The following is a 13,713-nucleotide window of genomic DNA, read 5'->3' on the forward strand; positions in this document are numbered from 1 at the left end:
TGGCTCTCTTATGAAAAGTAAAATTAAAAAACATGTGTTTGGTTATGATGTATTTAAAAAAAACATACCTTTTTCCAAATTAGATGAAGGTGATGTACTTTTAAATCCTCATGATGAGTTTAAACGTAATCATAACTGGTCTTTTCTAAGAATGAATGATGATTATATAGAACTTATAGATCAGTCATATGCAAGACTTGGAAAAGGCTTAAGCCCATTTATATTTGTAATTCCACTTATGTTAATTGCATTATATTTTTTATACTTATATTTTACTCTTGGTGGTGATAGTAATGATTCAATATTTATAACTTTCTTGATTGTAACTTCTGTTGTTTTTATAATATGGTTTTGCTTTTTTGTTTTTTTTCGTCCTTTTTATAAATATGATTATAAGAAACCATTATGTAAACCGATCTTGTTTAACCGAAAAACTGGTAAGGTATTTTTTTATTTAACTGATGCTGAGTATATCGAGCGAGATTGGAAGGATGTTGTTTATGTGATGGGGAATAGCTTTGGTCTTTCAGGTGCACCTTTAAGAGAGCTTAGAGCGCATATCGTTGAAGAAGGTATTTTAAAACATACTTTTGTTATTGGCTTCCCAATGATGGGTATATTCCGTACCCAAGGTTTATGGTCATTTATATGCCATTTTATGCATAAAGGACCAGCAGAATTGTATCCAAAGCCTAACCCAATGTATGGAACAATAGACCCGTTTACGCAGTTAACGTTTTGTCAACAGGTCATTGGAGAAAAAGAAAGTTATCGAGATACATGGAAGTCATTTCGAATCATTTATCATGATAACTGGGTTCCTGCTTTATTTTCTTTTCCTTTTGATCTTGGTAATTTTATTGCAAGACGAATATTGCTTAATATAAAGCCTCTACCTGTCTGGCATAAAGAGGTTATCCTTAAAAATAAAATGGAAAAAGAACGACCAGAGGAAATTAGTTTTAAAGACAGCTTTGAATTTAGTATGTTTGAGATGAAAGATAAACGATAAAGCGCGTAAGCGCTTTGATCTTTAATGATTAAAATGAAAATTATATTTTTTTGTGAGCTTAATATTTGGAAGCATCAGTAAAATGGTTGCATGATGAAAAGTAAAATTAAAAAACATGCGTTTGGTTATGACGTATTTAAAGAAAATATACCTTTTTCAAAATTAGAGGAAAATGATGTACTTTTAACGCCTTATGATGAGTTTAAACGTAATCATAACTGGTCTTTTTTAAGCATGAATGACGACTATATTGAGCTTATCGATCAATCATATGCAAGGTTAGGGAAGTCATTAAGTATGTTTGTATTTATTTCACCATTAATAATACTTTTATTTTGCATTCTTTTTTTTATTTTGTTTTATCCTGTTAATGATAAGGGGTGGTTTATTTATGGATTTATTTTAATTTGTAATATTTTTTTAATATGCTTTATATTATATTCTTTTTTGAGCCCATACTTTAAATTTGATCATAAAAAACCATTATGTAAACCGATCTTGTTTAACCGAAAAACTGGTAAGGTATTTTTTTATTTAACTGATGCTGAGTATATCGAGCGAGATTGGAAAGATGTTGTTTATGTGATGGGGAATAGCTTTGGTCTTTCAGGTGCACCTTTAAGAGAGCTTAGAGCGCATATCGTTGAAGAAGGTATTTTAAAACATACTTTTGTTATTGGCTTCCCAATGATAGGTATATTCCGTACACAGGGTTTATGGTCATTTATATGTCATTTTATGCATAAAGGACCAGAAGAATTGTATCCAAAGCCTAATCCGATGTATGGAACAATAGACCCGTTTACTCAATTAACGTTTTGCCAGCAGGTCATTGGAGAAAAAGAAAGTTATCGAGATACATGGAAGTCATTTCGAATCATTTATCATGATAACTGGGTTCCTGCCTTATTTTCCTATCCTTTCGATGTATGTAATTTTATTGCAAGACGAATATTGCTCAATATAAAACCTCTACCTGTATGGCATAAAGAAGTCATTCTTAAGAATAAAATGGAACAACAACGCCCAGAGGAAATCAGCTTTAAAGACAACTTTGAATTTAGTATGTTTGAGATGAAAGATAAATGATAAAGCGCGTAAGCGCTTTGATCTTTAATGATTAAAATGAAAATTATATTTTTTTGAGCTTAATATTTGGAAGCATCAGTAAAATGGTTGCATGATGAAAAGTAAAATTAAAAAACATGCGTTTGGTTATGACGTATTTAAAGAAAATATACCTTTTTCAAAATTAGAGGAAAATGATGTACTTTTAACGCCTTATGATGAATTTAAACGCAATCATAACTGGTCTTTTTTAAGCATGAATGATGACTATATTGAGCTTATTGACCAATCTTATGCAAGGTTAGGGAAGGGAATCAGTCTTTTAGTTTTATGTTTTCCTGTATTGTTATTAATATTTCATATCCTATATTTGTATTTTACACTTGGTGGAGGTCCTAACGAGTCTATTTATTTTTCAATATTTGTCGTTATTTCTGCATTGATTACCTTCTTTTTACCACTATACGCATTTTTGAATCCTTTCTTTAAATATGATTATAAAAAGCCAATATGTAAACCGATCTTGTTTAACCGAAAAACAGGCAAAGTATTTTTTTATTTAACTGATGCTGAGTATATAGAACGAGATTGGAAAGATGTTGTTTATGTGATGGGTACAAGCTTTGGGCTTTCAGGTATACCACTGAGAGAGCTTAGAGCACATATTGTTGAAGATGGTCTGTTAAAACATACTTTCGTCATTGGTTTTCCTATGATTGGTATATTTCGTACTCAAGGCTTATGGTCATTTATATGTCATTTTATGCATAAGGGACCTGAAGAACTATATCCAAAACCTCATCCGATGTATGGAACGATAGATCCGTTTACTCAATTAACATTTTGCCAACAGGTCATTGGTGCAAAAGAAAGTTATCGAGATACATGGAAGTCATTTCGAATTATTTATCATTATAACTGGGTTCCTGCTCTATTCTCCTATCCTTTTGATCTTGGTAATTTTATTGCAAGGCGAATATTGCTCAATATAAAGCCTCTACCTGTATGGCATAAAGAAGTCATTCTTAAGAATAAAATGGAACAACAACGCCCAGAGGAAATCAGCTTTAAAGACAACTTTGAATTTAGTATGTTTGAGATGAAAGATAAATGAAAAATCCATGGTATTTTGTTCCTCGTACTAGAGTCGGAGAAAGTGTAAAAAAGTATCAACTTTTTAAACTGGATACTTTTGAACTCAACCGAGTGATCAATCATAATTTTTCATTGGTTCAAATGAATTCTGGTTATATTGAATTAACAAATAAAAATTACGCGTGGAAGGGGAAAGTATTAATATTTTTATCTGTTTTTGCTTTGCCTATTTTTCTATTAATTATTTATCTATTATTTTTTACTTTAAGTGATGGTGTTGAAGATGAAAAAATTATTATTTATTCGAGTGCTATATTACTAGCATTTGGCGGATTATACGTTTTTTTTACAATGTTAATTCCTTTTTTGAAATTCGATTTTTTAAAGCCTATTTATTTACCAGTCGTAATAAATAGAAAAAATAAGACAATGACTGTGTGTTCTGATGGGAATAACACCACTCAGTTTTTATTAAACGATTTGTATTTTGATATCGTTCAATCACAAGGTGTAGTGGGACTACCGCTATATGAGTTACATGCCTATATACTTGATGGTGAAGTGATAAAACATGATATACAGTTGGGTACACCCAATATTCATAAAGACTATATAGAAGGCTTTTTACTATTTATAAAAACTTATGCAGAACAGGGGCCTGAACCACTGTACTACAGAAAAGGGATAGATGATCCTGAGCAAGATTATAAAAGCAAATTAACATATTGCTATGATATTCAAGAAAAAAAAGAATCCTTTAAGCAAAGTTGGCAAACCGTGTTTATCAATCATTTTCAGACACCACTCTATGCGCTTATTTTTGCCATACCTGAATTTATTCGGTTCTTTGGACGACGAATTACAGTTCTTTTTTCAAAATCATTCTATTGGAGCGAACAGCTTAAAAAGGATAATCCCGTAGATGAAAATGATCCCTATATAGTGACGTCGAAAGACAATTTAAAATTTGGTTTCTTTAGTGTGAAAGATAAATAAAAAGATTAAAATTAATTTTTATCTTTAATTATATTAATAGGTTAACTATGTTTAATGGTACTTTGCAATACCCAGTTTATAAGAATAGTAGGGTATTTCCCAAAAAGAAAACATAGCATTAAAAAAAAGCCCCTCAGGGCTTTCTTATCTCAACACATTCTTAAGGTAATTGCTTAATCGGACTGCCACCCAAAGCTTGCATCAAAGTGACATAAGCATTGTATTGGCTTTGCTTGGCTTGGACTAAAGACAAACGAGCACTACGTGTGGTTTCTTGGGCATCCAAAACATTTTTTAAAGCAATTGCACCATTACGATAACGTACATTGGTCAAACGTTCTGTTTTTTCCGCAAGTTCCAAGTTCTTTTGTTGAAAGGCGACTTGTTTATCTAGCTCAGTACGATTCGACAATGCATTTTCAGTATCTGCAAAAGCTTGGTACAAGGTATTGCGATATTGAACAATGGCTTTTTCATAGTCCAGTTCACTGATTTTTAAATTCTTTTGCATATCATTATATTGTAAAAACGGCAGGCTTAAGCTTGCGCCTAAAGACAGTGCAGGATTTTTCAATAAATTTGTCAATGATGTGCTGGTTGAACCTAAATTCCCCGTCAAACTGATTGAAGGATAATAGCTGGCTTTGGTGGCATCTTTGGTCGCCAAGGATTCACGTAAACGCAATTCGGCTGCTTTTAAATCAGGACGGCGCGACAAAATATCTGCTGGTAAACCCGCTGAGATATTGGGTAGACTGATCTGCGGTAATTGCTGTGGTTCTTGAATATTTAACTGTTGCACAGGTATTTGTAATAACACTGCCAAAGCGGTACGTGTTTCAACACGTTGCTGTTCAATTTGGCTTAAACTGGCTTTTTGGCTTTGTACCGATTGCTCAGCTTGGGTCAAATCTAGTCCTGAAACAGCGCCAGCACGATATTGAGTACGCACCAATTCAAAGGTTTTTTGAGTAGCAGCTAGGCTTTGTTGGGCAGAGCTATAGCGTTCATTTAAATAACCCAATTGCCAATATAAATTTGCGGTTGTGGCAATTAAGGTCTGCCCAGTCGCTTGTAAGTCTTGTTCAGTGGCTAAAGATTCCCACTTCGATGCTTCAGTTTGACGTGCTAATTTTCCAAACAAATCCACTTCATAACTGACACCCGCACTGAGAGATAGACCTTTGGCAGCATCATCACCTGAATGAAGGTCAAAGCTATGGCCTGTAGATACTCCAGAATTAACACGAGGACCTTGTTGGTCTCGCGCTAAGCCAGCTCTTAAACGGGCTGTTTGTAAGTTAATCCCTGCAACAGCTAAATCAGCATTGCGTTGAATCACTTGATTGACCAGTTGATTTAACTGAGCATCACCAAATAAGGTCCACCACTGATCTGCATATAAATCTGCCTGAACGTGTTTAGATTTTGCATTGTCATAAACAAAACCATTTGGAATTTGCACAGCAGGGGCCTCGTATGGGGTTTTAACCACAGCCGCACAACCGACCAATGAACTCCCAAGAATCAAGGCGCTTGCAAGTTTGCTTAAATTCATTTGCATTAATAATTTCCTTATTCTTCGGTTATTCACGCGAAAGTGCATCAACAGGATTGAGCTGTGCTGCATTGCGAGCTGGGATAAATCCAAATACCACACCAATCAAGGTTGAACATACAAATGCCGCAATGATTGAGGTGCTTGAATACGCCATTTGGAAACTGCCTTTGGCAATATGCCCAATTAACTGTCCAATGCCTAAAGAGAGCAGAACCCCTAAGATACCGCCCAAAATACACACCAAAACAGCTTCGATCAGGAACTGTTGCAGAATGTCACTTTGCCGAGCACCTACAGCCATACGCACACCGATTTCTTGGGTACGCTCAGTCACCGACACCAACATGATGTTCATTACCCCAATACCACCGACAACCAGTGAAATCACCGCAATAGCTGAAACCAATAAAGTCATAGTTTGTGTGGTCTGTTCAATGGTTTGACGAATACTGTCAGAGTTTTGAGTAAAGACATCTTGTGCGCCATGACGTTGTTCCAACAAACTTAAAATGGCATTTTCAGCAACCGCAGTTGGATATTCATCTTTAATACGTACGATGATGCTACGAACATTGGATTGTCCTAACATTCGGCTCATGACGGTTGAATAAGGCAGATAAACATTGAGACTGTCTGAGTTGCCCATAAAGCCTTGCTGTGCATCAATCACACCAATGATTCGGCTTGGAACACTCCCCAATAACAGCACTTGCCCTACAGGGTTAGTGCCATCTGCAAAGAAAGTCTTTTCAGTATTGGCATCAATCACCACATCCTGCGCTCGCCCAGTGATACTGTTTTTATCAAAAGCTTGCCCAGATTTAAAGGTCATACCACGCACATAGAAGAAATCAGCACTGACACCATTGACGGTTGCAGAAGCTTCGGTGTCTTTAAAACGTGCTGTTACGCTACTATTGACTGTTGGACTGACTGCTTCGACATACGGTTGCTCTGAGAGTGCGTCAGCATCTGCTGGAACCAAGGTTTTAAACTGTGCTGTTTTCGAGTTATCACCAAAGCCACGTCCCTGAAAGACGGTAATGGTATTGGTGCCTAAACTGCTGATGTTATCAAGAATCTGCTTTTGTGAGCCATTGCCCAAAGCCACCACCGAGACCACAGATGCAATCCCGATAATAATACCCAGCATGGTTAAAAAGGTACGCATACGATGGGCATTCATTGCCAGCAAGGCCATACGGAAGGCTTCTGCAAAACGATCTAATGCAGAACGCCATTTAGATGACTTTTTACGATTCGATTTAGGTTCTGGATCGACAACAATATCAATCTCATCATCATGTTCAGGAACATTTGGCTTATCCGCGATGATGTTACCATCACTGATTTCAATGATACGTGTCGCATTTTTTGCCACATTCATATCATGCGTAACCAGGATGATGGTATGCCCTTTGGCATTGAGCTCACGTAAAATACGCATAACCTCAACACCACTGTGCTTATCTAGTGCACCAGTTGGCTCATCCGCAAGGATGACATCACCACCATTCATCAAAGCACGGGCAATTGAAACACGTTGTTGTTGTCCACCCGAAAGCTGATTTGGACGGTTTTCAGTTTTTTCACCGAGTCCTAAGTCAGTCAAGATTTCATGTGAACGCTTTTGACGCACACTCGGATCCATACCAGCATAAATCGCTGGAACTTCAACGTTTCCTGCGGCATTTAAATCACCCAGTAAGTGATAACGCTGGAAAATAAAGCCAAAATATTCACGACGTAATTGCGCGAGTTCATCGGGTTCAAGTTGACCTGTTTCACGTCCATTGACTTGATAACTGCCTGATGTGGGTTGATCAAGACAGCCCAAGATATTCATCAATGTCGATTTACCCGAACCAGATTGCCCTACAATAGCAACCAGTTCACCGGGGTAAATTTTAAGGTTAATACTCTTTAAAATCTGAATAGTGGATTCACCCGCAGGGAACTCACGAATCAGATTACTGACCTCAAGTAGAGGTTTGATCTGATGATTGTTCTGATCCATGCTTAGAGTCTCATTGGGCCACTGTTTTTATTGCTTCGTTTTGCAGAGTCATTGGATGTATCTGAACCATCTGCTAGTACAACTTGATCACCTTCATTGAGGCCGCGCAGCACTTGGGCGGTTACACGGTTATTTAAACCAATTAAAACTTGTTTACGTTGAGCACTACCATCCGCCTGTAAAACACGAACAATCGAAACCGAAGCTTTACCTTGATCAATCAAAGTCTTTTCATCTGCGGTGAGTTCAAGGCGTTCTGGGCGATCAGCAGCATTTTGTCCATTTTTATTTGCTTGACCTTGAGGTGCAGATGCTGAACGAGTTGAATTTGCAGCAGATGCGCCATTTGCGGATTTATTGGCACGTTGTGGGCGGTTTGAAGACTGTAATGCCGCAGCAGGAACAGTCAGTGCATTTTTGGCTTCAGCCAAAATGATATACACCTGTGCGGTCATATCAATTCGGAGTTTACCGTCATCGTTTGGTACATCGAATAGGGCATTATAATAAATCGCTGTACTTGATGATGAGGAAGATGAATTGCTTGATGTTTCAGTATTAATTGATTCTGGTGCAGGCTCTACTTGACGCAGTGTTGCATAGCGTTTTTTCTCACTGTCACCCAGTGTGGTGAAATAAACTTTTTGACCTTCTTGAACTTTCATGACATCTGCTTCAGACACTTGTGCCTTGATGGTCATAGTGTCCAATTTTGCAAGTTTCACAATAGTTGGTGCACTTTGGTTGGCGTTTACCGTTTGACCTTCTTCGGTCACAATGGCTACCACGGTACCATCCATAGGAGCAACAATACGGGTATAACCTAAGTTTTCTTGTGATGTTGCAAGTGTAAGCTTGGATTGTTCAATTTGTGCATCCATCGAAGCAATATCAGCTTGTGCTGTTTTAAATGCCGCTAAGGCACTGTCATAATCTGCTTTAGAGGTTGCATCTTGTGCAAACATATTTTTTTGGCGGTTATATTCTGCCTCAGCTTTGGCTAAAGTCGCCTGTTTGGTTGTCAACTGAGCCTGTTGATTTTTAATATTGGCTTCAGCCGTTTTTAAATCGTTGCTTTGACGCACTGAATCAATTTGTGCAATCAGTTGACCTTGTTTAACTTGGTCCCCCAGCTTGACGTACATTTTTTTAACTTGACCTGAAACCTGCGCACCAACGCTCACCATCTTGGTTGCTTCTAAATCACCTGTTGCAAGAACTGCATCTTCAATATCACCACGTGTGACTTCTGAGGTTATATACTGCGGTTGTGTATTTTTAGGCTTTAATACGTACCATGCGATTGCGGCAATGATGGCAAGACAAACCGCTATAAGAATGGCTTTGGCTGGTTTTATTTTTGGCATAGCGATAATTGGGCTGAGAGAAAAATTGATCAAATTATAATGATTAAATAAGGATAAAGCGTGAATTTTTTAAAATAAATGGAAATGAGAATTATTCTGTGTAATATTTACCTAAGCATTGATAAATAAAGTTTTTCCACATAACTCAGCAATACATTGTTGAATGATATGTTCTGGACTTTCTTTGCTGAGTCCTTTGATTGCAGCATCTACACGCAATAACAGTTGTGGCCAAGTTAAAAATGAATGTGGATTTAAGCGTCTAAGTGCTTGTTGATACAACGAAATTTTGGTTTTCCAGATGCCGAGCTGTAAGGCATTTTGTGGTTGTTCATACAATTGCATCAAAAGACGCATTTCTTTACTAATTGTCCATAAAATTAAACTGTTGGGTTCGCCTGACTCTACAAGATATTGGAAAATTTTAATCGAAAGTGCCAAGTTTCCAGCAATCAATGCATCACTTAAATCAAAGGTGCTATAACGTGATTGATCCTGTAAACATTCTTGTAAATGTTCAATTGAAATCTGCTTTTGATCTGGGAAGGTGTCGGCAACACGCATCAGGCTATTTTTGGCAGCCAAAAGATTATGTTCATGATGTTGTTCAAGCCAGATCCAGGCATCTTGATTTAACTGGACACCGAGCTGATCTGCTTCGATTGACAATATTCGTTGACGGTCTTGCGGGTAATTTGCGGTTAAAGCTATCACAACACCATTGGCTTCAACGGTTTGAAAGAAACTTGACTTTAGACTACTTGAGTCTTGTTTGGGCATAATGATCACAAGCAGGTTGTGTTCATTATGTTGAATATAGTGTTTGAGTTGTTTGAGTCCATTGGCATCGGGTTTGATATTACCATGGACTTCAAGTGCCAGATTTTGAGAAAATAAAGATAAGCTATTCAAAGCATTAAAGACATTTTTCCAGTCGGAAACGCTATTGAGATCATAGCGTTGTCTTTCTACTTCATGTTCTGCCCAGCTTTTTCTTAAAGCATCGAGTAGGTTTTGTTCTAGAAGTGGTTCTTGACCATGTAAAATCCAAACACCTCGCGCTTCATCAACACGTTTAAGGGCTTGTAAATAGTCAAGTTTCATAGAATTATTGCGCTACAGGTTGGGTCGAAAGAGTACGTGCTTTAGGTAAGCGATTGGCTGCAATTTGACGTGACATTTGTTGTGCAATGTCATCAATCAAAATTTGGCTCAGATATTTATATTGTTGATCATCTGTGTTGACCGTTGCAACATCATATTGATAACTACGAGATGCATTTAAGGTTCGAGGTTCAGTAATCGGATTCCCTTGTTTATCTTCAATCTGGAAAGTAACACTTAGACGGAGTAGTGTTTCTACCAATTTACCATTTAACTCATGACGAACGGGTTTGTAGTCTAATACTCGTAATACATAAGCATCACTTGAATTACTCAGTTGGACACCTGTCGCGGTTAAATAAACACTGAGTTTCTTTTCAAGATCTTCAGTATTCGCTGGTAACACCAGTTGTAATTTGGTGTAAACCAAAGGCGTTGCTTGGGCATTGGTGCCCTTTAAATGAAAGCCACAACCTACTAAGCCCGCACTCAGACCCAAAGTTAATACAACTGCAGCAACACGTTGAACTAAATGCATGCTTTGTCCTCATGAAATTCCATTGGATATGGAATATTTAATCTTTATAAATTCACGCCATTTTAGAATCAAAGCCCGTTGAATGACAACGGGCTTTGTTTGGGTTTTGTTTATTGCATTTAGTCCCCCTCTTTTTAAAGAGGGGTTAGGGGAGATTTTTTTCATAAAATCCCTCCAAACCTCCCTTTTAGAAAGGGAGGCTTAAAAGCTTTTTAAACCACCAAATTCACAAGTTTATTTGGAACCACAATTTCTTTCTTGGTTGGCCCCGTTAAGAATTGTTGAACCTCAGGCAATGCTTTAGCCAATGCCAATAATTCATCTTTCGATGCATCAACAGAGACTTCTAACTTGCCACGAAGCTTACCATTGACTTGAACTACGATCGTTTGTGTATTACGTGTTAATGCAGACTCATCAACCGTAGGGAACAGTACCGAAGTTAAATCGATATCAAACTCAGTCAATAAGGTCTGACTTAAGTGTGGTGCAAATGGTGCAAGCAAAGTCAATAAAGTGGTAATCGCTTCACGTGCTACAGCAACATCGTTGTCATCTTTTGCTTCAAACTTATTGCTGGCATTGAGCAATTCCATCAAAGCTGCAATCGCAGTATTGAATGCATGACGACGTTCGATGTCATCACCCACTTTTTGAATCGTTTCATGAGTTTTACGACGTAGATCTTGCGCTTCAGTAGAAAGTTTCGAAGCATCAATTGCTGTTGCATGGTTGCCTTTTTCAAGGAAGCCTGCAACTAAACGCCATACACGTTTTAAGAAACGGTTTGAGCCTTCAACACCCGCATCAGACCATTCTAAAGATTGATCTGGTGGTGCAGCAAACATCATAAATACACGTGCGGTATCCGCGCCGTACTGGTCAATAATCGCTTGTGGGTCGATACCGTTATTCTTCGATTTCGACATTTTCTCTTGACCACCAACCACAACGTCTTGACCGTCACCTGAATATTTAGCAGAAAGTACACGACCTTTCTCGTCTTTTTCTAACTCAATATCCGCAGGATTAAACCAAGTTTTTTTGCCACTTTCCGCTTCACGATAGAAGGTATCCGCTAAAACCATACCTTGAGTCAATAAGTTGGTAAATGGTTCATTGCCTTGTACCACACCCTCATCACGCATAAGTTTATGGAAGAAACGTGCATAAAGTAAATGTAGGATGGCATGCTCTACACCACCAATATATTGGTTTACAGGCAACCAAGATTTTGCAGCTTCAGGTTTAACCAAACCACCCGTGAAATCAGGAGAAGCATAACGTGCATAATACCAAGATGACTCTACAAAGGTATCCAAAGTATCGGTTTCACGACGTGCATCACCACCACAGCTTGGGCATTTTGTTTGATAAAATTCAGGCATTTTATTTAAAGGATTACCTGAACCATCTGGAACCACATCTGTTGGAAGAACAACTGGCAGTTGATCTTCTGGAACAGTGACTTGACCACACTTGTCACAGTTGATCATCGGAATTGGACAACCCCAGTAACGTTGACGAGAAACTCCCCAGTCACGTAAACGGAATTGAACTTTAGCGCTGGCAAGACCTTGTGGTTCTAATTTACTTAGGAATGCATCAAAAGCAGCTTGGAAGTCTAAACCGTCAAATTCAGCTGAATTGACCAATTTACCTTCTTTAGAACCGTACCATTCCTGCCATTCAGACGCAGAGTATTCAGCATCATCTGAGCCTTTGGCATCAATGACTTGTTTGATTGGTAAGTTGAATTTATTGGCAAACTCAAAATCACGTTCATCATGTGCTGGAACGGCCATCACCGCGCCTGAACCATATGACATCAATACATAGTTTGCGATCCAAACAGGGATATCTTGACCCGTAACAGGGTGTTTAACAGATAAACTTGTTGCCATGCCTTTTTTCTCAGCAGTCGCAAGATCCGCTTCTGCAACAGAACCCATACGACATTCTTCAATAAAGGCAGCAAGTTCTGGCTTGCCTGCTTCAGATTGAATCGCAGCAGCTTTGAGCGCTAGAGGATGTTCAGCTGCAACCGCAACATAAGTTACCCCCATCAAGGTATCGGCACGTGTGGTATAAACCGTTAAACCATCTGCATAAATTTCAGGATTTGCCGACGGGAAGGTAATGTCCATACCCGTTGAACGACCAATCCAATTGCGTTGCATGGTTAAAACTTGTTGTGGCCAACCGTCTTTTAAGGTATCTAAATCGTCTAATAATTCTTGTGCATAATCGGTAATACGGAAGTAATACATTGGAATATCACGTTTTTCTACCAATGCACCTGAACGCCAACCACGTCCATTTTCAACTTGTTCATTTGCAAGAACAGTTTGGTCTACAGGATCCCAGTTTACTGTAGACAGCTTGCGATAAATCAAGCCTTTTTTATAGAGCTGTACAAATAACCATTGTTCCCAGTGGTAATACTCTGGTGTACAGGTGGCAAATTCGCGATCCCAGTCGACAGATAGACCAAGTTTCTTCAATTGATCGCGCATATATGCAATGTTTTCAAAGGTCCACTTTGCTGGCGCAACTTGATGGGCAATCGCTGCATTTTCAGCAGGTAAGCCGAAAGCATCCCAACCCATCGGTTGTAGCACAGTTTCACCTTTGAGACGGTGAAAACGGCTGATCACATCACCAATAGTATAATTACGCACATGACCCATATGCAGTTTGCCGCTTGGGTAAGGGAACATCGAGAGGATATAACGACGTGGACCTTCTACAGTGTCGGCAACTTTAAACGATTTGCGATCTTCCCAGTCTTTTTGGACTTGAGGCTCAATCGCATTTGCTTGATATTCAGGGTCAATATGAGTAGTCATAAATGTATTTGAGAATAATGGTTAAAAAACTGTGCACACAGCATAGCGCAAAATCCATCTAAAAGTGAATTTTGCGCGCTTTTAAATCTGAAAAACTTGTGATTTT

The 13,713-nt window shown here is 38.2% G+C and carries 10 protein-coding genes; 4 read left to right on the plus strand and 6 right to left on the minus strand.

The annotated features are described in order from the left end of the window. Positions 1–10 precede the first annotated feature (10 nt). The 4 genes from PYV58_RS02515 to PYV58_RS02530 all read left to right on the plus strand — a co-directional run bounded on the left by PYV58_RS02515 (position 11) and on the right by PYV58_RS02530 (position 4,171). Positions 11–1,012, plus strand: a complete 1,002-nt coding sequence (locus tag PYV58_RS02515; RefSeq protein ID WP_275059697.1) for a DUF6708 domain-containing protein — start codon at positions 11–13, stop codon at positions 1,010–1,012. A 93-nt stretch (positions 1,013–1,105) separates the two neighbouring features. Continuing rightward, the gene (locus PYV58_RS02520; RefSeq protein ID WP_275059698.1) at positions 1,106–2,101 is read left to right on the plus strand and encodes a DUF6708 domain-containing protein; all 996 of its coding nucleotides are present in this window, start codon (positions 1,106–1,108) and stop codon (positions 2,099–2,101) included. A gap of 94 nt (positions 2,102–2,195) precedes the next feature. Further along, positions 2,196–3,194 (plus strand): DUF6708 domain-containing protein, encoded by a 999-nt coding sequence (locus PYV58_RS02525; protein ID WP_275059699.1) that lies wholly within the window; start codon positions 2,196–2,198, stop codon positions 3,192–3,194. After that, positions 3,191–4,171, plus strand: coding sequence for a hypothetical protein (locus tag PYV58_RS02530; RefSeq protein ID WP_034612297.1), 981 nt, complete (start codon positions 3,191–3,193; stop codon positions 4,169–4,171). The genes PYV58_RS02525 and PYV58_RS02530 overlap by 4 nt, the downstream gene beginning before the upstream one ends. Before the next feature lie 160 nt (positions 4,172–4,331). Here the strand turns inward: PYV58_RS02530 and PYV58_RS02535 are convergent, their stop codons facing one another. The 6 genes from PYV58_RS02535 to leuS all read right to left on the minus strand — a co-directional run bounded on the left by PYV58_RS02535 (position 4,332) and on the right by leuS (position 13,607). Continuing rightward, positions 4,332–5,735, minus strand: coding sequence for an efflux transporter outer membrane subunit (locus PYV58_RS02535; RefSeq protein WP_034612300.1), 1,404 nt, complete (start codon positions 5,733–5,735; stop codon positions 4,332–4,334). A gap of 22 nt (positions 5,736–5,757) precedes the next feature. Beyond that, a complete protein-coding gene (locus tag PYV58_RS02540; RefSeq protein ID WP_034612303.1) occupies positions 5,758–7,749 on the minus strand; it encodes a MacB family efflux pump subunit in 1,992 nt (663 codons plus the stop codon). Positions 7,750–7,751: 2 nt separating this feature from the next. Further along, entirely contained in the window at positions 7,752–9,116 is a 1,365-nt protein-coding gene (locus PYV58_RS02545; RefSeq protein ID WP_004816969.1) for a MacA family efflux pump subunit, read from the minus strand. Between the two features lie 111 nt (positions 9,117–9,227). Next, positions 9,228–10,220, minus strand: coding sequence for a DNA polymerase III subunit delta (holA, locus tag PYV58_RS02550; RefSeq protein WP_034612310.1), 993 nt, complete (start codon positions 10,218–10,220; stop codon positions 9,228–9,230). A 4-nt stretch (positions 10,221–10,224) separates the two neighbouring features. Then, entirely contained in the window at positions 10,225–10,758 is a 534-nt protein-coding gene (locus tag PYV58_RS02555; RefSeq protein ID WP_004725857.1) for a hypothetical protein, read from the minus strand. A gap of 212 nt (positions 10,759–10,970) precedes the next feature. Continuing rightward, entirely contained in the window at positions 10,971–13,607 is a 2,637-nt protein-coding gene (leuS, locus tag PYV58_RS02560; RefSeq protein ID WP_034612313.1) for a leucine--tRNA ligase, read from the minus strand. Positions 13,608–13,713: the final 106 nt, after the last annotated feature.

The sequence above is a fragment of the Acinetobacter sp. TAC-1 genome (assembly GCF_029025845.1).
Taxonomy (GTDB): Bacteria; Pseudomonadota; Gammaproteobacteria; order Pseudomonadales; family Moraxellaceae; genus Acinetobacter; species Acinetobacter guillouiae.

Bases quoted from the DNA above. Each gene is read 5' to 3' on its own strand.
- PYV58_RS02515 (WP_275059697.1), top strand. From the start codon at position 11: ATGAAAAGTAAAATTAAAAAACATGTGTTTGGTTATGATGTATTTAAA.
- PYV58_RS02520 (WP_275059698.1), top strand. From the start codon at position 1,106: ATGAAAAGTAAAATTAAAAAACATGCGTTTGGTTATGACGTATTTAAA.
- PYV58_RS02525 (WP_275059699.1), top strand. From the start codon at position 2,196: ATGAAAAGTAAAATTAAAAAACATGCGTTTGGTTATGACGTATTTAAA.
- PYV58_RS02530 (WP_034612297.1), top strand. From the start codon at position 3,191: ATGAAAAATCCATGGTATTTTGTTCCTCGTACTAGAGTCGGAGAAAGT.
- PYV58_RS02535 (WP_034612300.1), bottom strand. From the start codon at position 5,735: ATGCAAATGAATTTAAGCAAACTTGCAAGCGCCTTGATTCTTGGGAGT.
- PYV58_RS02540 (WP_034612303.1), bottom strand. From the start codon at position 7,749: ATGGATCAGAACAATCATCAGATCAAACCTCTACTTGAGGTCAGTAAT.
- PYV58_RS02545 (WP_004816969.1), bottom strand. From the start codon at position 9,116: ATGCCAAAAATAAAACCAGCCAAAGCCATTCTTATAGCGGTTTGTCTT.
- holA (WP_034612310.1), bottom strand. From the start codon at position 10,220: ATGAAACTTGACTATTTACAAGCCCTTAAACGTGTTGATGAAGCGCGA.
- PYV58_RS02555 (WP_004725857.1), bottom strand. From the start codon at position 10,758: ATGCATTTAGTTCAACGTGTTGCTGCAGTTGTATTAACTTTGGGTCTG.
- leuS (WP_034612313.1), bottom strand. From the start codon at position 13,607: ATGACTACTCATATTGACCCTGAATATCAAGCAAATGCGATTGAGCCT.